Genomic DNA, 25,132 nt, shown 5'->3' with positions numbered 1-25,132 from the left:
GCTACCTTAGTGCCTTGATTTTTGTTTGGCAAGCTGCCCGATGACCACCCCTAAAAACGATAAAAACACCCGCACCACCGGCCGTCCCACCCTTAATGAAGTCGCCCGTCTGGCCGGCGTCAGCCCGATTACCGCCTCCCGCGCCCTGCGTGGGGTCAGCACGGTTGCCACCGAACTGGTGGAAAAAGTCCAGAAAGCCGCGCTGGAACTCAACTATGTGGTCAACCCCGCCGCCCGCGCCCTGGCCTCGGCCCAGAGCCATTCGGTGGTGGTTCTGGTGCCTTCGCTGTCCAACCTTTTATTCATCGACACCCTGGAAGCCATTCATCGGGTACTGACGCCCAAAGGCTTCGAAGTGCTGATCGGCAACTTCCACTATTCGCGCGATGAAGAAGAAAACCTGCTGCGCAACTACATGGCCTATCAGCCACGCGGTTTGCTGCTGACCGGCTTCGACCGTACCGAAAGTTCGCGGCGGATGATCGAGGCCAGCAACATTCCCTGCGTGTACATGATGGAACTGGACAGCGCCGCCGGGGTGAACTGCGTCGGCTTCTCGCAGCTCAGCGCCGGCGAAACGGCTGCCGAACATTTGCTGTCCCGTGGCCGCAAGCGCCTGGCGTACATCGGTGCGCAGCTCGATCAGCGCACCCTGCTGCGCGGTGAAGGCTTTCGCAAGGCGTTGCAGAAGGCCGGTCGCTACGACCCGGATCTGGAAGTGCTGACCCCGCGTTCATCGTCCGTGGGCCTGGGCGGCGAGTTGTTCCTGCAATTGCTGGCGGCGCATCCGGATGTCGATGCGATCTTCTTCGGCAATGACGACCTGGCTCAGGGCGCCCTGCTCGAAGCGCTGCGCAACGGGATCAGGATCCCCGAACAAGTGGCGATCCTCGGCTTCAACGACCTGCCGATGTCGGAACACATGGTGCCGCGCCTGAGCAGCATCAACACGCCCCGCGAAGCGATCGGCAAACGTGCGGCGGAGCAGATGCTGACGCTGATGGCCGGCAACAGCGTGGCGCGTCCGGTCGAGGACATGGGCTTCGAGCTGAAGATTCGCGAGAGCACCTGACTCAACCGCCCAGCAACTTCACCAGAGCCAGCGCACCCTTCTGCAGCGGCTGGCTCTTGAGCCACACCGCGTGCACCGGCAGCACCAGGCCGTTTTCGATGTTGCGGAAATTCAGGCGTTTCAGCCGTCCGCTATCGAGCCAGGGCTGCACCACCGACAGCGGAAAATTGCCCCAGCCCAACCCTGCCTCGACCATCTCCAGTGCCGTCTCCAGGTTATCGGTGCGCCAGTGGGACTCGGCCACCAGCGGCCGGGTTTCGCTGATCGGCAAATCACGACTGCCGACGACGATCTGCCGCACATGCACCAGATCCTCGAGAAACAGATCCTGTCCCTGCAACAGCGGGCTATCCGCCGCCAGCGTGGCGATCATTCGTTCGCTGCCGACAAACTGAAACCGTTCCAGCACATTCACGCTCAACCCGGCGAACGCCAGACACACGCTGACCCGGCCACTGTGAAGCATTGCCAGCACATCGTCCTGCGGCGCGGTCAGTACTTCGATGTCGAGCAGCGGATGACGCTCGCTGAGGTCCTTGATCGCCATCAGCAACCGTCGGCGGTCGATATCCGCCGCCACGCCGATCGACAATTTGCTCTCCAGCCCCAGCGACAACTGCACCGCATGCACCTGCAATTGCTTGAGCTGATCGGCGATCAGCCGCGCATGGGGCACCAGCGACAGCGCCATTGCCGTGGGTTGCGGTTCGCGATGGCTGCGATCAAACAGCGAGTAACCGAGTTCGGCCTCCAGATTGCCGATGGCCATGCTCACCGCCGACGGGACTTTGCCCAATGCCCTGGCCGCGGCGGAAAACGAGCCGCGCTCGATCACGGCAAGAAACAGCTCGATGCTTTCACTGTTGAAATTCACGTCTCACACCTGTCAATAAAACTGAAAGCTACTGACTTTTTCTGTCACCTCTATTGAAGCTATCTTTCGTCGCCTTCGCCAGTCCCACTGGCCACAAGTCGCAAGAAAGAGGCAATTCCCCATGCAAGGCGTCAAACGCAAACTGGTCTACGTGTCGCTCTATGAAGTGATCGGCATGACCTTCTCGGCCCTCGGTCTGGCCTTGTTGTCCGGCACTTCGCCCGGCAGTACCGGCCCGCTGGCGGTGATCATCACCACCATCGCCGTGACCTGGAACTTCATCTACACCTCGCTGTTCGAGCGCTGGGAAAGCCGTCAGGTGTCGCGCACCCGCACGGTGAAACGGCGCATCGCCCACGCCGTCGGCTTCCAGCTGACGCTGATCGTGTTCCTGATTCCGCTGATCGCCTGGTGGATGAACATCAGTCTGGTGCAGGCCTTTTTGCTGGATCTGGCGCTGATCGTGTTCATCCCTTGCTACACCTTCGCGTTCAACTGGCTGTTCGATAAGGTGTTCGGCCTTCCGGCCTCGGCATTGCCGGATCCGCAGCCCGCGACATAAATCGTTAATTGGTAAGCGAATATTGCAAGAAATCGGCGGTTTTCCCGTGCCAACCGCCGATATAAACAATCCTTGATTTCCGATAGCAGGCTAAGCTTTTCCATCAATAAAAAATGGATCAGCCCATGACTGCAAACGCCCCCGCCGCGCAATGCGACGGCATCGACCCGATACGCGCCGCCGAGATCTCCGCCCGCATCGACCGCCTCCCGGCAGTCGCCACCCTCTGGCGGCTGGTGGCGCTGCTGTCGATCGGTGGTTTTTTCGAACTCTACGACCTGTTCCAGACCGCCTACATCAGCCCCGGCCTGATCCGCGATGGCATCTTCGCCACCGGCAATCAGGGCGTGTTCGGTTTCTCCGATCAGGCTGCGTTCGCCTCAGCGACGTTCCTCGGTTTGTTTCTCGGCGCCAGTCTGCTGAGCCCGATGGCCGATCGGTTCGGTCGGCGAGCGATCTTCACCTTCGCGCTGGTCTGGTACACCGTGGCCACGGTACTGATGGGCGTGCAGAGTTCGGCGTTGGGGATCATCTGCATGCGTTTTCTGGTGGGCATCGGCCTCGGCATCGAACTGGTGACCATCGACGCCTACCTCTCGGAACTGGTGCCCAAGCGCATGCGCAGTTCGGCATTTGCCTTCGCATTTTTCGTGCAGTTCCTGTCGGTGCCGGCAGTGGCGTTGATGTCCTGGTGGCTGGTGCCGCAAGCGCCGTTCGGGGTGTCCGGCTGGCGTTGGGTGGTGTTGGCGAGCGCGGTGTTTGCACTGTTCATCTGGTGGCTGCGCAAACGTCTGCCGGAGTCGCCGCGCTGGCTGGCGCAGCATGGCCGCTTCGATGAGGCGAACCGGATTCTCGATAACATCGAGGCGCGCTGCGAGAAGGATCACCGCAAGCCACTGGACGCACCGGAAGCGGTAGCCGTCGATGTCGAAGGCAAGGGCCGTTTCGCCGATATCTGGCAACCGCCCTATCGCCGCCGCGCGTTGATGCTGATCGTCTTTCACATTTTCCAGGCCATCGGTTTCTTCGGCTTCGGCAACTGGCTGCCGGCGTTGCTTTCCGGTCAGGGCGTCAGCGTCACTCACAGCCTGATGTACGCGTTCATCATCACCCTCGCCTACCCCCTCGGCCCGCTGCTGTTCGTCAAATTCGCCAACCGTTTCGAGAACAAGTGGCAGATCGTCGGCTCGGCCCTCGGCGCCATGACCTTCGGCACCTTGTTCGCCCTGCAGACCAGCGCCTTTGGCCTGATCTTCTGCGGTGTGATGATCACCTTCTGCAACGCCTGGCTGAGCTTCAGTTATCACTCCTATCAGAGCGAGCTGTTCCCCACCAACATCCGCGCCCGGGCGGTGGGCTTCTGTTACTCGTTCAGTCGCTTGTCGACGGTGTTCAGCAGCCTGTTGATCGGTCTGTTCCTCGACCACTTCGGCACACCGGGCGTGTTGGCGTTCATCGTCGCCAGCATGTTGATCGTGATGCTGACCATCGGCTATTTCGGCCCCCGCACCCGAAACCTGGCGCTGGAAAACATTGCCCATCGCTGACGGACAACGGTCATCCCCTGCCGCCCACCGGCAAGGGATGACCGCTTTGCCTGTTCACGAAAAACCACAAGCCATTGATAAATATGAATTTATTCAACAGGCACGGTAATTGCTGCCTAGGGCTGACAGTCATTACCTACAGGTTCATTCATCATGTTGGTCAGTGCAAAACAACAACAAATCATTCATCTACCCAAGCAGCTGAATGACGATGCAACCGCCACCGCCGCAGCCGGACTGCAAGGCGGCCTGCACGGCGCGATGCTGCAAACCCTGCAAAACCAGGCCCAGGCGCAAACCGCCGAAGCCACCGCCAAGGTGCAGGAATCGGCCACGCAACTGGCGACCCAGCAAGTCAGCGAAGCCACGCGCATCAGCGACAACGTCGACGAGGCGTTCGCCAAGACCCGTGTCGCTCTGCAAACCTCCGATTCTTCGCAGACCAAATCCACGGGCTCATCGGCTATGGATGAGTTCAAGGACTACATGAGCAAAACGCCGGAACAGCGTCTGCGCGACAGTATCCTCCAGGAAATGGGCCTGACCGAGGACGACATCAAAGCCATGCCGCCGGAGAAACAACTGGCCATCGGCAAAGAAATCGCCGAGCGACTGCAGGACAAGATGAAGCTGGCCGAAGCCGAGAAGCAGAACAAGCAAGACGCCAACTCGGCGAAGATCAGCGACGAGTCGGCTGACAAGCTCCTCGCTTCGCTCTGACTGCTGCCGGTTGAATCGGATTAAACACTGACACCTGTGGGAGCGGGCTTGCCCGCTCCCACAGGTTTTTCGGATGTTGCGATCAGTCAGTTCAACTGCAACGTCTCATTGAACTGACTGATCGCATCCACCACATGCCGCGAGCCCTGCTGAATCTCCCGAATCGCATCCCCCGCCTCGTTCGCCAGTTCCACCCCGAGCCCGGTGCGGCTCAGGCTCGACTGCATACTCGACACCGCGCTTAACGACAGCTCATGGTTTTTGCGCACCACATCGACGATCTCCAGGGTCGCCTGACTGGTCCGCGCCGCGAGGCTGCGCACCTCGTCCGCCACCACGGCAAAACCCCGCCCGTGTTCACCCGCCCGCGCCGCTTCAATGGCGGCGTTGAGCGCCAGCAGGTTGGTCTGATCGGCAATGCCGCGAATGGTCTGAACGATGGTGCCGATGATGTCCGACTGTTTGCTGACCGCATCGATGCTCAGCGCCGCTTCGTTGAGGTCGCGGGAAATGTCCTGAATGATCTGCACCGTTTGCTGCACGACCTGTGAGCCTTTTTGCGCGCAGGCGTCGTTTTGTACCGAGGTGCTGTGAGCCGATTCCGCAGCAGTCTGTAAGGTAGTCATCTGGTGGGTGATGTCGCTGGCGAACTTCACCACTTTGTACAACCGGCCCTTGGCGTCGAACAGCGGGTTGTAAGAAGCTTCGAGGTAAACGGTCTGCCCGGACTTGTTCTTGCGCTCGAAGCGGTGCGAGTGATATTCGCCGCGATTGAGCGAAGCCCAGAACGCCTTGTATTGCGCGGATTCGGCTTCGACCCGGTGACAGAACAGGCTGTGGTGATGGCCGACGATTTCGTTGAGCGAGTACTGCATGGTCTTGAGGAAGTTGTCGTTGGCCGTGATCACATTGCCTTCCGGGGTGAACTCGATCACCGCCATAGAGCGACCGATGGCGGCCAGCATGCTCTCCTCTTCCTTCTCCTTGTTCACTCGCGCGGTGATATCCGCCGCCACTTTGATCACACTGCGGACTTGTTTGTCCGGGCCATACACCGGCATGTAACTGGCTTCGAGCCAGATCTCCCGCCCACTCTTGTTCAAGCGCAGGAAAGTGCCGCTGATGGGTTCGCCACGGGCCAGGTCACGCCACAACCTGGCGTATTCCTCGCTGCGATAGAACGCTTCTTCACAAAAGATCCGGTGGTGTTTGCCGCACACTTCCTCGGCGCTGTAGCCCATGGTCTTGCAGAAGTTGTCATTGGCATCCAGAACGATGCCCTCGGGGGTGAATTCGATCATTGCCATCGAACGGCTGATCGCCGCCAGCTTGGCGTTGGCTTCGGTCAGGGCACAGCTGAAACGTTCGATTTCCTGCAGATCAGCCTTGTGATGTAGGTTGAACATGTCTCTATCACCTTCCGCGCGTTCTTTTGATTTGATGAAAGTTCAGGTCTTTCAGAATCCACCACTACGTTCCACAGAACAGGCACACGCCTTCCTCCACGGGAGGAAGTTGTCAGGTGATAAACGATGATTAATCAAAGAGTCCATGCAGCGACGCTCTAATCAAGACATCCTTTTCTTGATAGCCCGCAGGCGGGCCATTCCTAACATGCAGAAGAACTTCCATTTAAAAAACAGCTCCTTGTCGGTCAAGTGTCGGTGCCTTGGATTGCGCACTCTGGCAGCTTTGTTCATGGCTAACCGATTGCCGTCGGAGCGCTTTGAATGGCGGTCGACATAGTTAGTTATGAATGAGCATAGACAGCGCAAGGCCTTGCGCAAGGCCACTAGTCGGCCAGTAATGCGGGAGTTCGGACAGGAAGCGGACGAGAAACGGTTCAGCGCAAAAACGTTTTTGCCGGTCGGACGCCATCGCGGGCAAGCCGCGCTCCCACAGGTACCACGCTGGCTTTAACATTGCGCACAACCCTGTGGGAGCGGGCTTGCCCGCGATGGCGTCGGTGCAGCACTACAGAAATATCAGAAAAGAACTACAGACTCCCACTCACCTTGTTCGCCACATCACCCGGCACCCAAGGCTTCCACACTTGCGGTTGATCGCGCAGGAACGCCTCGGCCACCTGCCGTGGCTGCTGGCGCTTTTCGCTCATCCCGGCCAGAGTCTGGTTCAGCAGATCAATCGGCAAGTCGACCTTTTCAAAGAACGTCACCAGCTCCGGATACTGCGCCTTGAACGGCGCCGACACGCCAATCGCCAGGCTCGCCGGCATCGAACGGGTGCCTCTCGGATTGGGGTTGTTGGCATCGGCCAGGGTTTTCCAGGCTTCGGCGTCGAACGGTGGCTCTTCCAGCTTCACCAGTTTGAAGCGACCGAGCAGCGGCGTCGGCGACCAGTAGTAGAACAGCACCGGTTTGCCCCGCTTGATCGACGACGCCACCTCGGCATCCAGCGCCGCGCCGGAGCCGGTGCGGAAGTTGACGTAACTGTCGTTCAACGCATACGCCTTGAGTTTCTGGCTGTTGACGATTTCAGAGGTCCAGCCGGTCGGGCTGTTGAGGAAGCGCCCGCGGCTCGGGTCTTCCGGGTCCTTGAACACATCCTTGTAGCGCGGCAGATCGGCCACGGATTTCAGTTCCGGCGCCAGCGGTTTGATCCCGCGCTCGGGGTCACCCTTGATCACGTATTCCGGCACCCACCAGCCTTCGGTGGCGCCCTTCACCGTGTCGCCGAGGCCAAACACCTTGCCCTCGGCGGCAGCCTTGACCCACGCGGGACTACGCCCTGCCCACTCTTCGCCGATCACCTGAATGTCGTTTTTCGCCAGCGCCGCCTCCAGGCTGACGGTGCTGCCCGGCAGGGTGTCGGTCGGGTAGCCGTAGCCTTTCTCGACGATCAGGCGCAGCACTTCGGTGATGAAACTGCCGCTTTCCCAGGTGATGTCACCGAAGTGGATCGGCGCGGTTTTTTCCGCTGCCACGGCGTGGCCGGCGGTCAGGGTCAGGGCCAGCAGCGAACTGCCAAGCAGGGTTTTGAGCGATCTCATGCGGACCTCTTGTTCTGGGAGGAAATCAGGGTTTGGTTGGCGCTGTGGCGGTTGCACAAGGCCTGGGAGCGGGTCATGTACAGGCTCACCGAACGTTGGGAGATACCCAGTTCGGCGGCGATTTGCGGGTAGGTCAGGCCGTCGATTCGCGCCAGCAGGAAGGTCGAACGCACCTTGCCCGGCAGGCGCTGGAGCGTCCGGTCCAGGTGCTTGAGGCTCTGCGACAGGTCGGCGAGTTCTTCGGGAGACGGCGGGTGATCGAAGTCACCCTGATGAAGCTGGTGCAAATGCCGACGCTCCAGATCACGCCGCCGCCAGCGCTCGTACAGCAGGCGTTGGGCGATGGTGGTGAGCAAGGCGCGGGGTTCACGGATGGCGGTCAGGCCCGGCGCTTCGAGCAGTTGCGCGAAGGTTTCGGCGGCGATGTCTTCGGCGGTGGCCGCATCATTCGATTGCCGACGCAGACGTGTGCACAACCACTGGTAATGGTCGCCAAACAACGTGTGCACATGATTGCGATGGGATGAGTCGGCGCCGGACATGGGGGCTCCTTGGTCAAGGGTCGCTGAATGTCCGGTCGTCCGGTGGCGCGATCCTAGCAAGGTGCCTTATGCGTTAAAAATACTTAAAAAGAATTTTTATATTCCATTATCGAATTAACCGAGAACGCTAATGCAATCGGCCATAACCCAGTTCTTCGACCTCGCGCTGATAATCCAGCAGGACGAGGTAATCGCTTTCGCTGGCGGGCAGGACCTCGGGCAAACCGAGGATGCGGGCTACGTCGGGCAAGTCCTGAAGACTGCGGTTCATGGCCCGGCGCAGGTGTTCGATCTGCTCGTCCGTCGTGCTGGCAGCGGTGATGAAGGGCAAGGTCGGGCTGAACGCGCTGCGCGCTACCACCCGCAAGCCGCTGACCTCTGCGGCGGCGTATTGCGCCAGATACGCAAAGGTCACGCTGTCGATGGCCGCCAGATCGGCGCGGTCTTCGCGCAACCAGCGCAGGCTTTCGCGATGCCCGCCACTGATGCCCACAGAGGCGAAAAACTGACCGTCCCGATGCAGCGGCGCCAAACGCTGACGCAACAGGTTCATGCCGCTGTTGGAGTCATCGCTGTTGATCACCCCGCGACTGTCGAAGAACTCCGCCAGATTGCGGCGCGGATCATCGGCACGGGTGAGGATCAGGCTGCAATGATTGCCGGCAGTGGCGTCAGGCAATTCGTAACGCGGACGACCGACAATCCTGACCTGCCCACGCAGCGCGGTCATCAGCGGATAGCCGCAGGTCTGGGTCAATAGCAACTCAGGCGAGCGCCAGAGTTCAAGCAGCGACAGGCCTTCGGCATCGAGCCGCGAACGGCCCAGGTGTTCGAGAATCCGCGCCAGCCACTGCTCGTTCGCCGCGCGAATCGGCTCGGGTGCGATGTACATCAACAGTTCTGCGTAACCTGACGTCATGCTGGCCTCAAATAAAAGGATGCTGTGGGCTGTCGATCGGCTTGATGCCGTGCCGGCGCCACAGTTGCCCATAACCTTGCACCAGAAACCCGCCGCTGCGCGCCACCCACTGTTCCCGGCGCATGCGGTAGGCCTTGGGCAAGTCGTACCACGAAAGCTTCGGCAAATCGTGGTGTACCAGATGGAAATTCAGGTTCAGGAACAGCCAGCGCCACGGCCATCCGGCTTCGTTGAGCACCGTGCGCTGCTCCGGTTGCGTGTGCGGTCGGTGTTCATAGTAGGAGCGAACCATCGCGATCGACAGCGCCGGGACGCTGATCAAAAACAGGTAATGCCACACCGGCAACACGCTGTAGCGGGCGATGAAAAAAAGCATCAGCACGGTCAGGGCGCCGTGGGTCAACCACATCAGCCAGGCCTGGCGCTCGCCGCTTTTCAGACGTTGCAGTTCTTCACCGGCCAGCGCCAGCAACGCCAGCGGTGCGCCAAGAATGAATCGGCCCAATACGGTTTTGTTCAGCCAGTGCAGGCTGCGTTCGAACAACGAACGGCCCTGCCAGCGCTCGGCACTCAAGTAACGGCTTTCGGGATCGACGCCGGGAATCGTCAGGTCTTCATCGCGATGGTGCTGCAAATGACTGTCGCGATAGAGCGTGTAGGGATACCACACCGCAAACGGCGCATAGCCGAGGATTTTGTTGACGAAGGTCCAGCGCGTCGGATGACCGTGAAGCAATTCGTGCTGCACCGACAGCCACAGCACCAGCAACGGAATCAGCAGCAGCGTGCTCCACCAGACGCCGAGCCATTCGCTGCCCAGCACAATCGCGAACCAGCCACCATATACGCCAATCAGCAGCAGCCAGGTCGGCCACTCGGTGCGGGCGGTGAAGCGCTGGCGCAGGGTTTCGATCTGTAGGCGATGGGCATCGTCGAAATAGTGGGGCATGGCGTGGCTCGGAACGAGGGTCTGATCGTTCTGTGCAACACCAACGGGAAATCTTGCAGATTATTTTTGCGGGCTGTTTTCAAGGGCAAGACAGGAGCCCGGATCCGGGCTCCCGAACGGCGTGATCAATGGCCAAAGATGTCGACTTTTTTCGCCCTCTTCTCGTGGCGTTTTTCGATGGCGGTCTTGGCCGGTTTCTTCTTCGCGGCTTTTTTCGAATCCATACCTTTGGACATGATGCGTACTCCACTCAGAGGGGATGTGAGATCAGGTATACACCTATCCCGGCGGGCACGTTGTTTTATAATCCGCGGCTTTTGCACCGGCAGTCCGATTCATGACCGACATCCGTTACAGCCAGCTCGATGACCTGTCCTGGCCCCTGATGAACAAGTTCTACCGCCAGCATCAATCGTCGATGAAAGCCGTGCGCGAGGCGCAATTGTGGGTGGCGCGGCGGGAGGAAATCGTGGCGGCGCTGTGCCTGCGGCCGGTGTTCGGCGGGCATTGGCTGACCGGACTGTTTGTTGATCCGGCCTGCCGTGAGCAAGGCATTGCCGCGCAGCTGATTGCCGAAGCGGTGAAGGACGTCGAGGGGCCGGTGTGGCTGTTCTGCCACCCGGACTTGCGCGGATTCTACGAGCGGCGCGGCTTCACTTTCGATCCTGCCCTGCCCCAGGCCATGGCCGAGCGCTTGAGTCGTTATGCGCGGAGCAAGCCGATGATTGCCATGGAACTGGCACCGCGCGCGGGCTAGTCAGTCGTCAGCGTTGGGATCGAGATCCGGAAACATCACTTCGGTAAAACCGAACTTGCTGAAATCGGTAATGCGCGACGGGTACAGGCGCCCGATCAGGTGATCGCATTCATGCTGTACCACCCGCGCATGGAACCCTGAGGCCACCCGCGAGATCGGCTCACCCTTGGGGTCGACGCCTTCGTAACGGATCCGCTGGTATCGATCCACCGCGCCCCGCAGGCCCGGCACCGACAGGCAGCCTTCGAAGCCCTCTTCCATCAGCGGACTGAGCGGCGTGATCAGCGGGTTGATCAGGATCGTCTGCGGCACTGCTTCGGCGTCCGGATAACGCTCGCTGTGCTCGAAACCGAAGATCACCAGTTGCAGATCGACACCGATCTGCGGCGCGGCGAGACCGACGCCGCCGACGCTTTCCATGGTCTGGAACATGTCGTCGATCAATTGCCACAGCTCGGGACTGTCGAGCATTTCGGCGGGCACCGGCGGCGCGATGCGCAGCAGGCGTTCGTCGCCCATCTTCAGGATTTCACGGATCATGATCAGGCTTCGTCAGTGTTCGGCTTGAGCGAGTGATCGCGCCCGAGGCCGGAAACGTGTTGTTTGGGATGTTCATCGAGTTCGCCGGGGACTTTCTCGCCCGAATCCTTGCCCTCGCTGGACATGTGTTCGATCACCGCATTCATCTCCGCACCGAGCAACAACACGGCGGCGGAAATGTAGAAATACAGCAACAGCACGATGATCGCACCGATGCTGCCATACATGGCGTTGTAGTTGGCGAATGTCTTGACGTAGAACGCGAAGCCCAGGGACGCGATGATCCACACCACCACCGCCAGCACCGAGCCGGGGGTGATGAAACGGAATTCCTGTTTGACGTCGGGCATCACGTAGTAGATCAGCGCCACGGCCACCATCATCAGGATCACGATCACCGGCCAGCGGGCAATGGTCCACAGAGTAACGATGACTTCTTCGAGCCCGACCTGCGCGGCGATCCAGCCCATCACCTGCGGGCCGAGCACCATCAGCGCTGCGGCCACCAGCAACATGCCGGCAATGCCGACGGTGTAGATGATCGACAGCGGAAACCGCTTCCACAGGGGCCGGCCCTCGACCACGTCGTAGGCGGCGTTCATCGCACTCATCATCAGGCGCACGCCGGCAGACGCGGTGTACAGGGCGATGACGATACCCACCGAAAGCAGGCCACCCTTGGATTGCTGCAGTTGATCGATCACCGGGTTGACCTGCTCCAGCGCCTGGGGCGGCAACACCAGCTCCGATTGCAGGCGCAGCCAGGAGAAGAAGTCCGGCAGGTGCAGGAAACCGATCAGGGCAATCAGAAACAGAATGAACGGGAACAGCGAGAACAGCATCTGGTAGGCCAGTGCCGAGGCATAGGTCGACATCTCGTCGTCGACGAATTCGGTGACCGTGCGCACCATCACCCGGTGCAGGGGCAGACCTTTCATGTCGGGGAAAATCATTCGCGTCTCCTTTCGCCGCAAAACAGGTTGAAGTCGTGGCGACTCAGGGGCCGTTTTTCTCTCATCAAAGTAGCTTACTTGGCGACTTTGAAACACTGTGTTCCTTGACCGCATGTGAGCGGGATACGAAAACGGCCATCCTTGGATGGCCGCTTCGCTGTTTCGTTCAAGGCCTGATCAGGCCTTGTCGACGCCTTTCTTGACCGCATCCTTGGCTTTGCCCACCGCTTGCTGGGCCTCGCCTTTCTTCTCTTGCTCTTTGCCTTCGGCCTGCAGTTTGGTGTTATCGGTGGCTTTACCGACACCTTGCTTGACGTTGCCGACCGCTTCGTTGGCCATGCCTTTCACTTTATCGCTCGTGCTACCCATGGTGATTCTCCTTGGAACATTAACGGGGAAAGTCAGTACGTAATGATTGACTGACCCGGTTTGCGCCAAGTTTCATTTATTTTCAGGGCTTCATTTCGTCGCGGTGTGCAGGTTGGGCTTTATGTTTACGAGCGTACCCCCGAGAATGCCCATCAAAAGGGCGCCAGGCGCCACAGAACCGACCCCGCAGGAATGTTATGAAACTCGATAAAAAGCAGGCCATCGCCCGTCGCAACCAGGAATTGGGCGGTGCCGTGCTCGGCACCAACAACTGCCACTTCGCCGAACTGAACCGTAACCGCAACATCTGGTGGTTCGACCTGCCGGTGTCGCGCCTGGCGATCGGTCAGTACGAGTGGATCCACCTGTTGATGCACACCCCGGCCACCGACGAACTGCTGCACCTGAAAGTGCCGACCGTGTTCCTGCGCGAGAAACTCGAAGGCCTGGTGGTCCGCAATGAAGGCAAGCGCAAGGCAGCCCTGAGCCTGGAACTGAGTGCCGACAAGGACTCGTACCTGCAGGACATGCGCCCGGCGGGAACCAACGTGAACTTTGCGCCGTTCCGCCAGTAAGATTTCGGGGGCCCCTCCCCCCTCATCCTAGCCCTCTCCCAGAGGGAGAGGGGACCGACCGAGGTGATTGGACAAGGTACGTCGACCTGAGATATCGAGCCGAACTCGGGTTTTGAACAGCCCCCCCGATCGGCTCCCTCTCCCTCGGGAGAGGGCTGGGGTGAGGGGCAGGTTCACCGCATAATCCAGGCCCTGCTCTGCACCAACAGAAAGCCCCGCATCTGCGGGGCTTTCTGTTTTATGCGGCGCTCTTCGCCTTGATCTTCTTCAGCTCTTCGTCGCGCAACTCGCGACGCAGGATTTTGCCGACGTTGGTGGTCGGCAACGCATCGCGGAACTCCACGGAACGCGGCACCTTGTAGCCGGTGACGTTGGCGCGCATGTGCTCCATCACCTGTTCCTTGGTCAGGGTGACACCCGGTTTGGCGACGATGAAGATCTTGATCGCCTCGCCGGATTTTTCGTCCGGAACGCCGATGGCTGCGCACTGCAACACGCCCGGCAGGGCCGCCAGCACGTCTTCCAGTTCGTTCGGATACACGTTGAAACCGGACACCAGAATCATGTCTTTCTTGCGATCGACGATGCGCATATAGCCGTCCGGCTGGATCAGCGCGATGTCACCGGTCTTCAGCCAGCCTTCGCTGTCGAGCATTTCATCGGTGGCTTCCTGGCGCTGCCAGTAGCCCTTCATCACTTGCGGGCCCTTGACGCACAGCTCGCCGATTTCGCCCAGCGGCTGCTCGACACCTGCATCGTCGATGACTTTGCACAGGGTCGACGGCACCGGAATGCCGATGGTGCCGATCTGGATGTTCTGGATCGGGTTGACCGTGGCCACCGGGCTGGTTTCGGTCATGCCGTAACCTTCGCAGATCGGGCAACCGGTGACCGCTTTCCAGCGCTCGGCTGCGGCCAGTTGCAGGGCCATGCCGCCGGACAGGGTGACTTTCAGCGCCGAGAAATCCAGCTTGCGGAAACCTTCGTTGTTGCACAGGGCCACGAACAGCGTGTTGAGGCCGACGAAGCCGCTGAACTTCCACTTCGAGAGTTCCTTGACCATCGCCGGCAGGTCGCGCGGGTTGCTGATCAGGATGTTGTGGTTGCCGATCAGCATCATCGCCATGCAATGAAAGGTGAACGCATAGATGTGGTACAGCGGCAGTGGCGTGATCAGGATCTCGCAACCTTCATTGAGGTTGGAGCCCATCAGCGCCTTGCACTGCAGCATGTTGGCGACGAGGTTGCGATGAGTGAGCATCGCGCCCTTGGCCACGCCGGTGGTGCCGCCGGTGTATTGCAGCACCGCGACGTCGCCGCTGTCCGGGTTGGCTTCTGCCACCGGCTGGCCCTGGCCCTTGCTCAGCACGTCGTTGAACTTGACGACTTTTGGCAGGTGATAGGCTGGAACCATTTTCTTCACGTACTTGATGACGCTGTTGATCAGCAGGCGCTTGATCGGCGGCAGCAGGTCGGCGACTTCGGTGACGATGACGTGTTTGACGCCGGTTTTCGGCACCACGGCTTCGGCCAGGTGCGCCATGTTCGCCAGGCACACCAGCGCCTTGGCACCGGAGTCGTTGAATTGGTGTTCCATTTCCCGCGCGGTGTACAGCGGGTTGGTGTTGACCACGATCAGCCCGGCACGGATGGCACCGAAGACGGCGACCGGGTACTGCAACACGTTGGGCAGTTGCACGGCGATTCGATCACCGGGCTGCAAATCGGTATGCTGTTGCAGATAAGCGGCAAACGCACCGGACAATTCGTACAGTTCACCGTAGGTGATGGTCTTGCCCAGGTTGCTGAACGCCGGTTTGTCGGCGAAGCGTTGGCAGGATTGCTTCAACACTGCCTGAATATTCGGGTACTCGTCTGGATTGATGTCGGCAGCAATTCCAGCGGGGTACTTATCCTTCCAAAAGTCTTCGATCATGGAAGCCCACTCCTCAGCAACGCGAATTCAGCACCGCATTTGATGCGATTATTATTGGTGTTTGTTTATTGGTGAGTCTGGCTTTTTACAAGGCCGAGAAGTCACAAAGCGCGCCGAGAGTAGCAGCTTTGCCAAGGGTCGACTAGAGCCAAAAGCGGCCCCCACAGTCATTTTCATGACTCAAGAACTATTTGCAGTCATTTTAGAGCAAAAATCCTATAAAACCTTGAAAGTCCCGGTTTTCGGGGGCTTGAAACAAAAAAATCGCGAGCGGGCTCGCTTCCACAGGTTCACTGATGATCCTGTGGGAGCGAGCCCGCTCGCGATAGAGTGAAGCGCAATTCTTTTATGCGATATCGCGTAACTCTCTGCGCAGAATTTTCCCGACAGGCGTCATCGGCAACGACTCACGCAGCACGATGTGTTTTGGCACCTTGTAAGCGGTGAAATTTTCTTTGCAGTAGGCCTTCAGCTCTTCCAGGCTGACTCCGGTTTCCCGCGCCACCACAAACAGCTTCACCGCCTCGCCGGAACGCTCGTCCGGCACGCCGATCACTGCGCAGTTGGCAACTTTCGGGTGGGCCATCACCACGTCTTCGATTTCGTTCGGGTACACGTTGAAACCGGAGACGATGATCATGTCTTTCTTGCGGTCGACGATGCGCACGAAACCGTCCGGGTCGATGACTGCAATGTCGCCGGACTTGAACCAGCCCTCGGCATCCAGCACTTCGGCGGTGGCCTCGGGCTTGTTCCAGTAGCCCTTCATGATCTGCGGGCCCTTGATGCACAACTCGCCGCGCTCGCCCAGCGGCTGCTCGACGCCGTCGTCGTTGATGACTTTCAACAAAGTGCCCGGCACCGGCAGACCGACCGTGCCGATCCGCGACAGCTCGCCGTACGGGTTGGTGCAGGCCACCGGCGAGGTTTCGGTCAGGCCGTAACCTTCGGTAATCCGGCAACCGGTGATCTGCTCCCAACGCTCGGCGGTGGCCTTGACCAGCGCGGTGCCGCCGGAGTTGGTGAGCTTGAGGGTGGAGAAATTCAGAGTCTTGAAGTCCGGATGATCCATCAGCGCGACAAACAGCGTGTTGAGCCCCAGCAGCGCCGAGAACTTCCAGTTCTTCAGCTCCTTGATGAAGCCGCCGATGTCACGCGGGTTGGTGATCAGTACGTTGTGGTTGCCCGACACCATCATGCACATGCAATTCGCGGTGAACGCATAGATGTGGTAAAGCGGCAGCGGCGCAATCATCACCTCCTGCCCTTCGCGCAACAGCGGCTGGCCGTCGCTGCCGAACTGACCAAGGCAGGCGCGCACCTGCTGCATGTTCGCCACCAGATTGCCGTGGGTGAGCATCGCGCCCTTGGCCAGGCCGGTGGTGCCGCCGGTGTATTGCAGGACGGCGATGTCATCCAGGCCGACCTTCAACGGCTTGATGCCCAGGCCCCGACCCATGCGCAACGCGCTCTTGAAGGAAATCGCCTGGGGCAGCGAATACGCCGGCACCATCTTCTTCACTTTGCTGACCACAGTGTTGACCAGCCAGCCCTTGGCGGTGGGCATCAGGTCGCCCATCTTCGCTTCGATCAGATACTGGATGTCGGTGTCCGGCAGCACTTCCTGGACCTTCTGGCCGAACATGTTCAGGTACACCAGCGCCCGGGCGCCGGAGTCCTTGAACTGGTGACGCATCTCCCGCGCGGTGTACAGCGGGTTGGTGTTGACCACGATCAGCCCGGCGCGCAACGCGCCGAACACGGCAATCGGATAATGCAGGACGTTGGGCATCTGCACCGCGATGCGATCTCCCGGCGCCAGATCGGTGTGGGCTTGCAGATAACCGGCGAACGCGGCGCTCTGGCGCTCCAGCTCGGCGTAGGTCAGGGTCACGCCCATGTTGCTGAACGCCGGGCGATCAGCGAATTTCTTGCAGGAACGCTCGAACACCTCGATCACCGACTTGAATTCACCCGCGTCGATGTCCAGGGGTACGCCCGCCGGGCGTTTGTCATTCCAGAAATCAGGTTGCATTGTTCTTGTCCTCTTTACCTGAGCCGATCCGGGGCCGCTTCGCTGTCATTTCTTTCGGTCCCTGAAAAAGCCGAGAGCAAAAAGCGGGGCTTCACGGACACTAGCAGCTATGGTCAATCAGGCAAATATGGGCAAGGTCGTCATTGATCGTGTGAATCTTCCTGCCGTGGCGTGAGCTGATCGGACGCGCTATACAATGCAAGCTCTGCAAGACGCTTGAGCAAAAACAGGCCGCAAAAGGAATCGCCATGATCCACGACACCTTCTGGCTGGACGCGAGTGACCGCAGCCGCCTCTTCGTCAACCTGTGGCTGCCGAACGCGCCGCTGAAAGCGGTGATTCTGCTGGCCCACGGCATGGCGGAACACAGCGCCCGCTACGCTCGGCTGGCAGAGGCGTTCTGCGCCGAAGGCTACGGTGTGTACGCACCCGATCAGCGCGGCCATGGCAAAACGGCCGATCATGGGACGCTCGGGCACTTCGCTGACGACGACGGCTGGTGCAAGGTGGTTGGAGATCTCGCGAGCCTCAACCAGTTCCTCGGCCAACGTCATTCGGGCGTGCCGATCGTGCTGCTCGGGCACAGCATGGGCAGTTACATTGCCCAGGCTTATCTGCTGCATCACAGCGCCAGCCTGCATGGCGCGATTCTCAGCGGCTCGAATTTCCAGCCGGTTGCGCTGTACCGCGCGGCCCGGCAGATCGCCCGGTTTGAAAAGCTGCGCCAGGGCGCCAAGGGTCGCAGCGCGCTGATCGAATGGCTGTCGTTCGGCTCGTTCAACAATAAATTCAAACCGGCGCGCACCGCATTTGACTGGCTGAGTCGCGACCCGGTCGAGGTCGACAAGTACGCCACCGACCCGCTGTGCGGCTTTCGCTGCACCAATCAGTTGTGGATCGACTTGCTCGGCGGGTTGCAGCAAATCAGCAAAGCGTCCAATCTCGCCCAGATTGATCCGGGCCTGCCGCTGCTGGTGATCGGCGGCGAATGTGATCCGGTGAGCGAAGGCAAGCGTCTGACTGATCTGGCCAACGCCTTGCGCGCGGCCGGCAGCCAGAACCTGCAACTCACGATCTACCCGCAGGCGCGGCACGAATTGTTCAACGAGAGCAACCGCGACGAAGTGACCGCCGATGTGCTGGCCTGGATCGACCAGGCCCTGAGCCATCGCCGGCCGCACCGCAGCGAATAATTTTTTGTGGATTCATTTCATCCGTCACAGGAATTCAGACCCATGACCCAGGTTACCAACATCCCTTACGAAGCCCTCGAAGTGGGCCAGACCGCGAGCTACAGCAAGACTGTCGAGGAACGCGACATTCAGCTGTTCGCCGCGATGTCCGGTGACCACAACCCGGTGCACCTGGACGCCGAGTTCGCCGCCGCCAGCATGTTCAAGGAACGCATCGCCCACGGCATGTTCAGCGGTGCGCTGATCAGTGCAGCCGTGGCTTGCGAGCTGCCTGGACCGGGCACCATTTATATTGGCCAGCAGATGAGCTTCCAGAAGCCGGTGAAGATCGGCGACACCCTGACAGTACGTCTGGAGATTCTGGAGAAACTGCCGAAATTCCGCGTGCGTATTGCCACGCGCGTATTCAACCAGCGCGATGAGCTGGTTGTGGATGGCGAAGCCGAGATCCTGGCCCCGCGTAAACAGCAAACCGTTACCCTGCCGACCTTGCCGGCCATCAGCATCGGCTGATGGTCCCCCGGTTAAATCCGGACACAAAAAAACGCCAGACCAGCTGGCGTTTTTTGTGGGCTTCGAACGCTTACGAGCGTGCCCGAGCCTGGTTACGCAGCGCCTTCACCTGATCGTGATTGCGTTGCACGCCGTGGTACTGGCGCTCCACCAGGTCACGGATACCGACCAGGTTGTGCTTGTTGATCTTCTCGATCGCTTCACGGTAAGCCTTCAGGGCGTGGTCCTCACCGCGCTCGGCTTCGTTGAGCACAGCCTCTTCGTCCTTGCCGGTGAACATCGCTTTGACGTCGACCCAGCGACGGTGCAGATCACCGCTGACGCTGGTCGAGGTTTCCGGATCGCCGCCCATCGAACGCACGGCCGCCTGCAACTCGGCCGCCGCCGTGGCGCAATCGGCAGAGCGCTGGGTGAACAGGGCTTTCAGTTCTGGGTGCTTGATGTCTTCAGCGCAGGTCTTGAAGCCTTCCTGACCGTCCTTGCTGGTTTCGATCAGGTCGTTGAGGACGGAGATGGCTTCTTTATTCATGTCAGTCATTTTTCAATTCCTTGCGTGGTGAAAGATGCAAGGAGTGTTGCAGTGGTCGTGCCAGCTTCTCGAAAAGAAATTAATCGTTAATTTTCAATAACTTAAAAATAAAACGAAAATCTGTATGCCTGTTATTTGCATGATCTGTCATTTGGCCTGCATGCAGAATGCCTGTATTTTCCAACGTGTTTTCAAACCCAGACGATTCCAACGATGAACCCTGAAAAGCTCGAACTGCTGATCACCCGCGAAATGCCCTTCGGCAAGTACAAGGGCCGGATCATTGCCGACCTGCCGGGCCCGTACCTGAACTGGTTCGCCCGGGAAGGTTTTCCCCATGGAGAACTGGGCGGGCTGCTGGCATTGATGCAGGAAATCGATCACAACGGCCTGTCGGAACTGCTCGAACCGCTGCGCGCCAAACATGGCAAGCCTGCCCCGCGCCACTGAGGCGTCATCCTGATCCGAGTCGAGTCGACCATGCCCGATAACACCCGCCGCGCCCGAGACGAAGCCTTCTGGCAAACCTTCGCCGACCGTTACGATCGCCACCCCGGCCCCGTGAACCTGGAGAACGGCTACTTCGGACGGATGTCGCGCACCGTGATCGAGGAGTATCAGCGCAACGTCGAGCTGATCAACAACAGCAACTCGATCTACGTGCGCCAACGTTTCGAACAGCACGACCTCCTCGACATACGCGCGCAACTGGCCGAGCTGATCGGCGTCCGCGCGCAAAGCGTGGCGTTTACCCACAACGCCACTGCCGGCCTGCAATCGCTGATCCGCAACTACAACCGCCTGCAGCCAGGCGACCAGGTGCTGATCTGCGATCTGGAGTACGACACGGTCAAGGGCGCCATGCGCTGGCTGGCGCAGCATCGCGGGGTCGAAGTGATCGAGATCGAGCACGCCCACCCGGCCAGCTTCGACAGCCTGCTGGCGACTTACCGCGAAGCCTTTACCCGCTATCCGAAGCTCAAATTGATGGCTTTGACTCACGTCACCCACCGCACCGGGCTGGTAATGCCGGTGCAGGCCATTGCCTCGCTGGCCAAGGAGCATGGCGTCGATATCATCCTTGATGGCGCCCATGCTCTCGGGCAGATCGAGTTCGACCTCGAAGCGCTGGGCATCGCCTTCGCCGGGTACAACCTGCACAAGTGGATCGGCTCGCCGCTGACCCTCGGCTTTATCTACATTGCACCGCAGCGCCTGGCCGACATCGACCCGGACATGGGCGAGATGCATTTTTCGGCTGACGACATCCGTTCGCGCACGCCTTACAGCACGCCGAACATTCCGGCGTTGATGACCTTGCCACTGGTGTTCGAGGAACACCGCGCACTGGGTGGCGCGGCCGCCAAAGGCGCGCGGATGAATTACTTGCGCAACCTGTGGGTGAGCGCCGTGCGCAATCTGCCGGGCATCGAAGTCACGACCCCGGACGATCCGCGTCTGTATTGCGGCATCACCTCGCTACGCTTTACCCGTCATGCCGACCAGCAGGCGATGGTCGAACGCCTGCTCAACGACTACAACCTGTTCACCGTGGTGCGCAACGGCGCGGCCTGTGGGCCATGCATCCGTATCACGCCGTCGCTGACCACCACGGCGACGGAAATCCAGCTGCTGGTTCAGGCGCTGAACGAACTGCGTTAAACCGTGTACTTGTCGAAGTCCTCGGGCTTGATCTGCGACGACACCGCAAAGGTGTCGATGCCGATCGTGAGGTGGCCAAAGTAGCCGTCCTCGTGCGAGTCGCGGCCGATCGGCCAGACGGTCAGGGTCGATGCTTCTCCGCCCATAGTGGTGTAGTAGGCATCGTCGGCGTTACACACCGGCGCCGAGCCTCGCCCGCGATAGGCCTTGTTGTTGAGCACGCCGCGGGAGACCACCTCCGGGAAATACAGTTGGCCGACCCAGGCTACATTGCGCTCCTCCAGATATTCATTGCCGGCAACGATGCGCACCGCCACGTGAATGTGCAGGGCTCGCCCGGCGTAGAAACCCGGATAGATCGTGGTGAAGCGCACCCTGCCCTTGTGGTCGCTGAACTGACCGCCGCGCAGGTAGGTGTCATCGTCGGTTCGCGGGATCGAGCCGATATCCTCGACGTCGACTTCCAGATCCGGGTTGACCCGACTCCAGCCGGAATACGCGCCGCGTGCGTTGCAGTGCCAGATATCCACCAGCGCACCACTGACCGGCTCGGCGGTCATGGCATCGACAATGGTCAGGCGCAGCAGCAACGGCAGGCCCTCGGCGCCTTCGCTGATGTTGCGGCGCAGCAGTTTGGGATTGCGAAAATAAGGCCCCGCGACTTGCTCGGGGGCCAGTTGATAAACCGATGGAGCTGAAGACTGGTTGTCCATGACGCATTCTCTCTTCCATAAGATGAACGCAGGTTAGCGCCACACGCGAGGCCGGGTGCGGTAACTATGTATCTCGAGATAACGAAGGATTTTTCGGGCAAAAAAAAACGGCGCACCGACCAAGCGCACCGTTAAAGCCGTAGAACACACAACGAAGTGTAGGGTTGCAACTAATTGAAAAGTATCAGTCCAGCAGCGCCAACGCCTCGGCAGTGCATTCCTGAATGCGGGCCCAGTCGCCGTTCTTGATCCACTCCGGATCGAGCATCCAGCTACCGCCCACGCACATGACGTTTTTCAGCGCCATGTAGCTCTTGATGTTGGCCGGGCCGACGCCGCCGGTCGGGCAGAATTTCACTTCGCCAAACGGGCCGCCGAGGGCCTTGATTGCCGCTACGCCACCGCTGACTTCAGCCGGGAACAGCTTGAAGCGGCGATAACCCAGGCCATAACCTTCCATGATGCCGGAGGCATTGCTGATGCCCGGCAGCAGCGGGATCGAGCTTTCGACACTGGCTTCCAGCAGGTCACGGGTGATGCCCGGGGTGACGATGAATTGCGAACCGGCGGCTTCGGCCGCGGCCAGCATGTTGCGGTCGAGCACGGTGCCGGCACCGGTCACCAGTTCCGGGCGCTGTTCGCGCAGGATCTGGATCGCCTTGAGGCCGAACTGCGAACGCAGGGTCACTTCCAGCGCGGTCAGACCACCGGCGGCCAAGGCGTCGGCCAATGGCAGCACGTCCTGTTCGCGGGCGATGGTGATCACCGGCAGGATCCGCGCCTTGGCGCAGAGGCTGTCGATCAGGGCAACTTTGTCCGCCATGGAAACGGTCGGGGATGGAATTGTCATAGCGGCTGTTCCTTGGCTCATGGGCACCAGTAAATCTCTAACGTAGGTTGCAGAAACGCGCGAACCGGCATGGCGGCGACGTCGTTGGATGCCAGTGCGGCATTCAGGGTGGTCAGTTTCGACTGACCGGAAATCGACAGAATCTTGTACCGCGCCGAGGCCAGCAGCGCCCGGCTCATGGTCAGGCGCTGGCGTGGCACGCTTGGTGCGAGCATCGGCCAGCAACGACGGGTGCCGTCGGCTTGCAGGGCTTCGGCCAGGTTCGGGCTGTCCGGGAACAGCGACGCGGTGTGACCGTCATCACCCATGCCCAGCACCAGCACGTCAATGGGCGGCAATTCGGCGAGCAAACGATCAGCCTGCTCCGCAGCCTGCTCGACGTTGGCCGCCGCGCTGTAGAGGCTGAGGAACTGCGCCTTGGCCGCCGGGCCCTTGAGCAGATATTGCTTGAGCAGACCGGCGTTGCTGTCGGCATGTTCGACCGGTACCCAGCGTTCGTCGGCCAGGGTCACGACGACCTTCGACCAGTCCAGTTCCTGCTTGGCCAGGTGCTGAAAAAACGCCACCGGGCTACGGCCGCCGGACACCACCAGCACGGCGTTGCCACGTGCCGCCAGCGCTTCGCTCAACTGCTTGGCGACATTCAGCGCCAGGCCTTCGGCGAGCAGCACCGGGCTCTTGAATTCGCGGGCATTCACGCCCTCGGGCAGTTTCACATCAGATATCGCCATACCACGACCTCCCGTCCCGCGTGATCAATGCAATGGAGCTCATCGGCCCCCACGACCCGGCCGCATACGGCTTGGGCGCGTCACCGGATTTTTTCCACCCGGCGATCAGCTGGTCACACCATTTCCACGCGGCTTCGATTTCATCTTTACGGACAAACAGGTTCTGATTGCCGTTCATCACTTCCAGCAACAACCGCTCGTAGGCATCGGGGATCCGAGCGCTGCGCCAGGTGTCGGAAAAATTCAGTTGCAGCGGGCCGCTGCGCAGTTGCATGCCTTTGTCCAGGCCTTGCTCCTTGGTCATCACCCGCAAGGAAATGCCTTCGTCCGGTTGCAGGCGGATGATCAGTTTGTTGCTGATCTGCAGGCGCTGTTCGGGGGCGAAGATGTAGTGCGACGGTTCCTTGAAGTGGATGACGATCTGCGACAGTTTCTGCGGCATGCGCTTGCCGGTGCGCAGGTAGAACGGCACGCCGGCCCAGCGCCAGTTGCGGATGTCGGCACGCAGCGCGACAAAGGTTTCGGTGTCGCTCTGGGCGTTGGAATTCGGCTCTTCGAGGTAGCCCGGCACGGACTTGCCTTCACTGTGCCCGGCGATGTACTGGCCGCGCACCACCTGCGTGGTCAGGCCTTCCGGACTGATCGGCGCCAGGGCCTTGAGCACCTTGACCTTCTCGTCGCGGATGCTATCGGCGGACAGGTCGGCCGGCGGGTCCATGGCGATCAGGCAGAGCAGTTGCAGCAGGTGGTTCTGGATCATGTCCCGCAGCTGGCCGGCCTTGTCGAAGTAACCCCAACGGCCTTCGATGCCGACCTTTTCGGCAACGGTGATTTCCACGTGGGAGATGTAGTTCTGGTTCCACTGGGTTTCGAACAGGCTGTTGGCGAAACGCAGGGCGATCAGGTTCTGAACGGTTTCTTTGCCCAGGTAGTGGTCGATGCGGTAGGTGCGGTTCTCCGGGAAGAACTGCGCCACGGCGTCGTTGACCTTGCGTGAGGATTCCAGGTCGGAGCCGATCGGTTTTTCCAGCACTACGCGGGTGTTTTCCGCCAGACCCACTTTCGCCAGGTTCTCGCAGATCGCGCCGTACACCGCCGCCGGGGTGGCGAAGTAGGCAATCATGCGTTGCGTGCTGCCGGCCAGTTCGGCCAGCGCCACATAATCTTCAGCCTTGAGGAAGTCGACGTGCAGGTAGGTCAGGCGTGCCAGAAAGCGCTCGGCCACGGCCTCGTCCAGCTCCTTGCCCACGTAACGGCGCAGCTCGGCGGCGATGAACGCCAGGTGCTGCTGCTCGGTGCCCGCCTCACGGGCCAGTGCAATAATGCGCGTGTCCTCGTGCAGCAGGCCGGCGCCATCAAGGTGATAAAGGGCAGGAAACAGCTTGCGCAGGGCCAGATCGCCCAAGGCGCCGAACAAGGCGAAGGTGCACGGTTCAACCGTAATCGAAGGCATGATGTTTGTTCTTTTATCAAGTTAAGCTACAAATACCTTTTTTCAAGGCATCACTCAAGGGAAAATGTAGTAATAACCACAACATTTTCGCAAAATACAGATTCCGAGTGGTGGTCGGTCGGAGCCAT

General features: G+C 60.1%; 25 protein-coding genes and 2 pseudogenes. 10 read left to right on the top strand and 17 right to left on the bottom strand.

Annotation, left to right across the window (positions count from 1 at the left end; genetic code table 11):
* Window positions 1-40 precede the first annotated feature (40 nt).
* Window positions 41-1,072 (top strand): HTH-type transcriptional regulator GntR, encoded by a 1,032-nt coding sequence (gene gntR / locus ACKUG4_RS13805; protein ID WP_039766142.1) that lies wholly within the window; start codon window positions 41-43, stop codon window positions 1,070-1,072.
* Window position 1,073: 1 nt separating this feature from the next.
* Here the strand turns inward: gntR and ACKUG4_RS13800 are convergent, their stop codons facing one another.
* Complete coding sequence (locus ACKUG4_RS13800; RefSeq protein ID WP_445434204.1) at window positions 1,074-1,946, bottom strand: LysR family transcriptional regulator; 873 nt, start codon at window positions 1,944-1,946, stop codon at window positions 1,074-1,076.
* 121 nt (window positions 1,947-2,067) lie between these two features.
* Between ACKUG4_RS13800 and ACKUG4_RS13795 the strand changes: the two genes are divergently transcribed.
* The 3 genes from ACKUG4_RS13795 (at window position 2,068) to ACKUG4_RS13785 (ending at window position 4,775) form a co-directional block, all read left to right on the top strand.
* A complete protein-coding gene (locus tag ACKUG4_RS13795; protein WP_064598890.1) occupies window positions 2,068-2,508 on the top strand; it encodes a PACE efflux transporter in 441 nt (146 codons plus the stop codon).
* Window positions 2,509-2,633: 125 nt separating this feature from the next.
* A complete protein-coding gene (locus ACKUG4_RS13790; protein ID WP_064598892.1) occupies window positions 2,634-4,055 on the top strand; it encodes an MFS transporter in 1,422 nt (473 codons plus the stop codon).
* Window positions 4,056-4,208: 153 nt separating this feature from the next.
* On the top strand, window positions 4,209-4,775 hold the full coding sequence (locus ACKUG4_RS13785) for a hypothetical protein (protein WP_445434203.1): 567 nt from the start codon (window positions 4,209-4,211) through the stop codon (window positions 4,773-4,775).
* A gap of 86 nt (window positions 4,776-4,861) precedes the next feature.
* Here the strand turns inward: ACKUG4_RS13785 and ACKUG4_RS13780 are convergent.
* The 6 genes and pseudogenes from ACKUG4_RS13780 to ACKUG4_RS13755 all read right to left on the bottom strand — a co-directional run.
* A pseudogene (locus ACKUG4_RS13780) lies at window positions 4,862-5,290 on the bottom strand (methyl-accepting chemotaxis protein); the annotation flags it as partial.
* Between the two features lie 120 nt (window positions 5,291-5,410).
* Window positions 5,411-6,181 (bottom strand): annotated as a pseudogene (locus tag ACKUG4_RS13775) (PAS domain-containing protein); the annotation flags it as partial.
* Between the two features lie 590 nt (window positions 6,182-6,771).
* Window positions 6,772-7,785: an ABC transporter substrate-binding protein gene (locus ACKUG4_RS13770; protein WP_064598898.1), complete on the bottom strand. Its 1,014-nt coding sequence runs from the start codon at window positions 7,783-7,785 to the stop codon at window positions 6,772-6,774.
* Window positions 7,782-8,327: a sigma-70 family RNA polymerase sigma factor gene (locus ACKUG4_RS13765; RefSeq protein WP_085610775.1), complete on the bottom strand. Its 546-nt coding sequence runs from the start codon at window positions 8,325-8,327 to the stop codon at window positions 7,782-7,784. The genes ACKUG4_RS13770 and ACKUG4_RS13765 overlap by 4 nt, the downstream gene beginning before the upstream one ends.
* A 127-nt stretch (window positions 8,328-8,454) precedes the next feature.
* The gene (locus ACKUG4_RS13760; RefSeq protein ID WP_445434202.1) at window positions 8,455-9,246 is read right to left on the bottom strand and encodes a phosphate/phosphite/phosphonate ABC transporter substrate-binding protein; all 792 of its coding nucleotides are present in this window, start codon (window positions 9,244-9,246) and stop codon (window positions 8,455-8,457) included.
* A 7-nt stretch (window positions 9,247-9,253) separates the two neighbouring features.
* Window positions 9,254-10,195 carry a fatty acid desaturase gene (locus tag ACKUG4_RS13755; protein ID WP_445434201.1) on the bottom strand — a complete coding sequence of 314 codons (942 nt, stop codon included), beginning with the start codon at window positions 10,193-10,195 and terminating at the stop codon, window positions 9,254-9,256.
* A gap of 337 nt (window positions 10,196-10,532) precedes the next feature.
* On the opposite strand from ACKUG4_RS13755, the gene ACKUG4_RS13750 reads away from it, so the two are divergent.
* On the top strand, window positions 10,533-10,952 hold the full coding sequence (locus tag ACKUG4_RS13750) for a GNAT family N-acetyltransferase (RefSeq protein WP_064598907.1): 420 nt from the start codon (window positions 10,533-10,535) through the stop codon (window positions 10,950-10,952).
* Here ACKUG4_RS13750 and def read toward each other — a convergent pair whose 3' ends face one another.
* From def to ACKUG4_RS13735, 3 genes are all read right to left on the bottom strand, one after another.
* Window positions 10,953-11,492 (bottom strand): peptide deformylase, encoded by a 540-nt coding sequence (gene def, locus ACKUG4_RS13745; RefSeq protein ID WP_064598909.1) that lies wholly within the window; start codon window positions 11,490-11,492, stop codon window positions 10,953-10,955. It abuts the gene before it with no gap.
* 2 nt (window positions 11,493-11,494) lie between these two features.
* On the bottom strand, window positions 11,495-12,445 hold the full coding sequence (locus ACKUG4_RS13740) for a YihY/virulence factor BrkB family protein (RefSeq protein ID WP_039766115.1): 951 nt from the start codon (window positions 12,443-12,445) through the stop codon (window positions 11,495-11,497).
* 177 nt (window positions 12,446-12,622) lie between these two features.
* Entirely contained in the window at window positions 12,623-12,814 is a 192-nt protein-coding gene (locus ACKUG4_RS13735; protein ID WP_445434200.1) for a CsbD family protein, read from the bottom strand.
* 197 nt (window positions 12,815-13,011) lie between these two features.
* Between ACKUG4_RS13735 and ACKUG4_RS13730 the strand changes: the two genes are divergently transcribed.
* Entirely contained in the window at window positions 13,012-13,389 is a 378-nt protein-coding gene (locus ACKUG4_RS13730) for a hypothetical protein (RefSeq protein WP_445434199.1), read from the top strand.
* Between the two features lie 238 nt (window positions 13,390-13,627).
* Here ACKUG4_RS13730 and fadD1 read toward each other — a convergent pair whose 3' ends face one another.
* On the bottom strand, window positions 13,628-15,325 hold the full coding sequence (gene fadD1 / locus ACKUG4_RS13725; protein ID WP_445434198.1) for a long-chain-fatty-acid--CoA ligase FadD1: 1,698 nt from the start codon (window positions 15,323-15,325) through the stop codon (window positions 13,628-13,630).
* A gap of 346 nt (window positions 15,326-15,671) precedes the next feature.
* Entirely contained in the window at window positions 15,672-17,360 is a 1,689-nt protein-coding gene (fadD2, locus tag ACKUG4_RS13720; RefSeq protein WP_445434197.1) for a long-chain-fatty-acid--CoA ligase FadD2, read from the bottom strand.
* A 248-nt stretch (window positions 17,361-17,608) separates the two neighbouring features.
* Here fadD2 and ACKUG4_RS13715 point away from each other — a divergent pair, with 248 nt between their 5' ends.
* Both ACKUG4_RS13715 and ACKUG4_RS13710 read left to right on the top strand, forming a co-directional pair.
* A complete protein-coding gene (locus tag ACKUG4_RS13715; RefSeq protein ID WP_236190926.1) occupies window positions 17,609-18,553 on the top strand; it encodes an alpha/beta hydrolase in 945 nt (314 codons plus the stop codon).
* A gap of 42 nt (window positions 18,554-18,595) precedes the next feature.
* Entirely contained in the window at window positions 18,596-19,066 is a 471-nt protein-coding gene (locus tag ACKUG4_RS13710; RefSeq protein WP_003227420.1) for a MaoC family dehydratase, read from the top strand.
* Window positions 19,067-19,136: 70 nt separating this feature from the next.
* Here ACKUG4_RS13710 and ACKUG4_RS13705 read toward each other — a convergent pair whose 3' ends face one another.
* On the bottom strand, window positions 19,137-19,604 hold the full coding sequence (locus ACKUG4_RS13705) for a ferritin-like domain-containing protein (RefSeq protein WP_064598919.1): 468 nt from the start codon (window positions 19,602-19,604) through the stop codon (window positions 19,137-19,139).
* Between the two features lie 204 nt (window positions 19,605-19,808).
* On the opposite strand from ACKUG4_RS13705, the gene ACKUG4_RS13700 reads away from it, so the two are divergent.
* Window positions 19,809-20,045, top strand: a complete 237-nt coding sequence (locus ACKUG4_RS13700) for a DUF3820 family protein (RefSeq protein WP_003213031.1) — start codon at window positions 19,809-19,811, stop codon at window positions 20,043-20,045.
* 30 nt (window positions 20,046-20,075) lie between these two features.
* The gene (locus ACKUG4_RS13695; RefSeq protein ID WP_085610781.1) at window positions 20,076-21,257 is read left to right on the top strand and encodes an aminotransferase class V-fold PLP-dependent enzyme; all 1,182 of its coding nucleotides are present in this window, start codon (window positions 20,076-20,078) and stop codon (window positions 21,255-21,257) included.
* Here ACKUG4_RS13695 and ACKUG4_RS13690 read toward each other — a convergent pair.
* The 4 genes from ACKUG4_RS13690 to zwf all read right to left on the bottom strand — a co-directional run bounded on the left by ACKUG4_RS13690 (window position 21,254) and on the right by zwf (window position 25,004).
* A complete protein-coding gene (locus tag ACKUG4_RS13690; protein WP_221397979.1) occupies window positions 21,254-21,970 on the bottom strand; it encodes an intradiol ring-cleavage dioxygenase in 717 nt (238 codons plus the stop codon). The two genes, ACKUG4_RS13695 and ACKUG4_RS13690, sit on opposite strands and share 4 nt — an antisense overlap.
* 184 nt (window positions 21,971-22,154) lie before the next feature.
* Window positions 22,155-22,820 (bottom strand): bifunctional 4-hydroxy-2-oxoglutarate aldolase/2-dehydro-3-deoxy-phosphogluconate aldolase, encoded by a 666-nt coding sequence (locus ACKUG4_RS13685; RefSeq protein WP_221397980.1) that lies wholly within the window; start codon window positions 22,818-22,820, stop codon window positions 22,155-22,157.
* Between the two features lie 17 nt (window positions 22,821-22,837).
* Window positions 22,838-23,551 carry a 6-phosphogluconolactonase gene (pgl, locus tag ACKUG4_RS13680; protein ID WP_085647318.1) on the bottom strand — a complete coding sequence of 238 codons (714 nt, stop codon included), beginning with the start codon at window positions 23,549-23,551 and terminating at the stop codon, window positions 22,838-22,840.
* Entirely contained in the window at window positions 23,538-25,004 is a 1,467-nt protein-coding gene (zwf, locus tag ACKUG4_RS13675; protein WP_007951158.1) for a glucose-6-phosphate dehydrogenase, read from the bottom strand. The genes pgl and zwf overlap by 14 nt, the downstream gene beginning before the upstream one ends.
* Window positions 25,005-25,132 lie beyond the last annotated feature (128 nt).

The organism is Candidatus Pseudomonas auctus, from assembly GCF_048654275.1.
GTDB lineage: Bacteria > Pseudomonadota > Gammaproteobacteria > Pseudomonadales > Pseudomonadaceae > Aquipseudomonas > Aquipseudomonas pharyngis.
The sequence above is the reverse complement of the archived record's forward strand: the minus strand, read 5'-3'. Positions and strand labels throughout refer to the sequence as shown.

Bases quoted from the DNA above. Each gene is read 5' to 3' on its own strand.
- gntR (WP_039766142.1), top strand. From the start codon at position 41: ATGACCACCCCTAAAAACGATAAAAACACCCGCACCACCGGCCGTCCC.
- ACKUG4_RS13795 (WP_064598890.1), top strand. From the start codon at position 2,068: ATGCAAGGCGTCAAACGCAAACTGGTCTACGTGTCGCTCTATGAAGTG.
- ACKUG4_RS13790 (WP_064598892.1), top strand. From the start codon at position 2,634: ATGACTGCAAACGCCCCCGCCGCGCAATGCGACGGCATCGACCCGATA.
- ACKUG4_RS13785 (WP_445434203.1), top strand. From the start codon at position 4,209: ATGTTGGTCAGTGCAAAACAACAACAAATCATTCATCTACCCAAGCAG.
- ACKUG4_RS13770 (WP_064598898.1), bottom strand. From the start codon at position 7,785: ATGAGATCGCTCAAAACCCTGCTTGGCAGTTCGCTGCTGGCCCTGACC.
- ACKUG4_RS13765 (WP_085610775.1), bottom strand. From the start codon at position 8,327: ATGTCCGGCGCCGACTCATCCCATCGCAATCATGTGCACACGTTGTTT.
- ACKUG4_RS13760 (WP_445434202.1), bottom strand. From the start codon at position 9,246: ATGACGTCAGGTTACGCAGAACTGTTGATGTACATCGCACCCGAGCCG.
- ACKUG4_RS13755 (WP_445434201.1), bottom strand. From the start codon at position 10,195: ATGCCCCACTATTTCGACGATGCCCATCGCCTACAGATCGAAACCCTG.
- ACKUG4_RS13750 (WP_064598907.1), top strand. From the start codon at position 10,533: ATGACCGACATCCGTTACAGCCAGCTCGATGACCTGTCCTGGCCCCTG.
- def (WP_064598909.1), bottom strand. From the start codon at position 11,492: ATGATCCGTGAAATCCTGAAGATGGGCGACGAACGCCTGCTGCGCATC.
- ACKUG4_RS13740 (WP_039766115.1), bottom strand. From the start codon at position 12,445: ATGATTTTCCCCGACATGAAAGGTCTGCCCCTGCACCGGGTGATGGTG.
- ACKUG4_RS13735 (WP_445434200.1), bottom strand. From the start codon at position 12,814: ATGGGTAGCACGAGCGATAAAGTGAAAGGCATGGCCAACGAAGCGGTC.
- ACKUG4_RS13730 (WP_445434199.1), top strand. From the start codon at position 13,012: ATGAAACTCGATAAAAAGCAGGCCATCGCCCGTCGCAACCAGGAATTG.
- fadD1 (WP_445434198.1), bottom strand. From the start codon at position 15,325: ATGATCGAAGACTTTTGGAAGGATAAGTACCCCGCTGGAATTGCTGCC.
- fadD2 (WP_445434197.1), bottom strand. From the start codon at position 17,360: ATGCAACCTGATTTCTGGAATGACAAACGCCCGGCGGGCGTACCCCTG.
- ACKUG4_RS13715 (WP_236190926.1), top strand. From the start codon at position 17,609: ATGATCCACGACACCTTCTGGCTGGACGCGAGTGACCGCAGCCGCCTC.
- ACKUG4_RS13710 (WP_003227420.1), top strand. From the start codon at position 18,596: ATGACCCAGGTTACCAACATCCCTTACGAAGCCCTCGAAGTGGGCCAG.
- ACKUG4_RS13705 (WP_064598919.1), bottom strand. From the start codon at position 19,604: ATGACTGACATGAATAAAGAAGCCATCTCCGTCCTCAACGACCTGATC.
- ACKUG4_RS13700 (WP_003213031.1), top strand. From the start codon at position 19,809: ATGAACCCTGAAAAGCTCGAACTGCTGATCACCCGCGAAATGCCCTTC.
- ACKUG4_RS13695 (WP_085610781.1), top strand. From the start codon at position 20,076: ATGCCCGATAACACCCGCCGCGCCCGAGACGAAGCCTTCTGGCAAACC.
- ACKUG4_RS13690 (WP_221397979.1), bottom strand. From the start codon at position 21,970: ATGGACAACCAGTCTTCAGCTCCATCGGTTTATCAACTGGCCCCCGAG.
- ACKUG4_RS13685 (WP_221397980.1), bottom strand. From the start codon at position 22,820: ATGACAATTCCATCCCCGACCGTTTCCATGGCGGACAAAGTTGCCCTG.
- pgl (WP_085647318.1), bottom strand. From the start codon at position 23,551: ATGGCGATATCTGATGTGAAACTGCCCGAGGGCGTGAATGCCCGCGAA.
- zwf (WP_007951158.1), bottom strand. From the start codon at position 25,004: ATGCCTTCGATTACGGTTGAACCGTGCACCTTCGCCTTGTTCGGCGCC.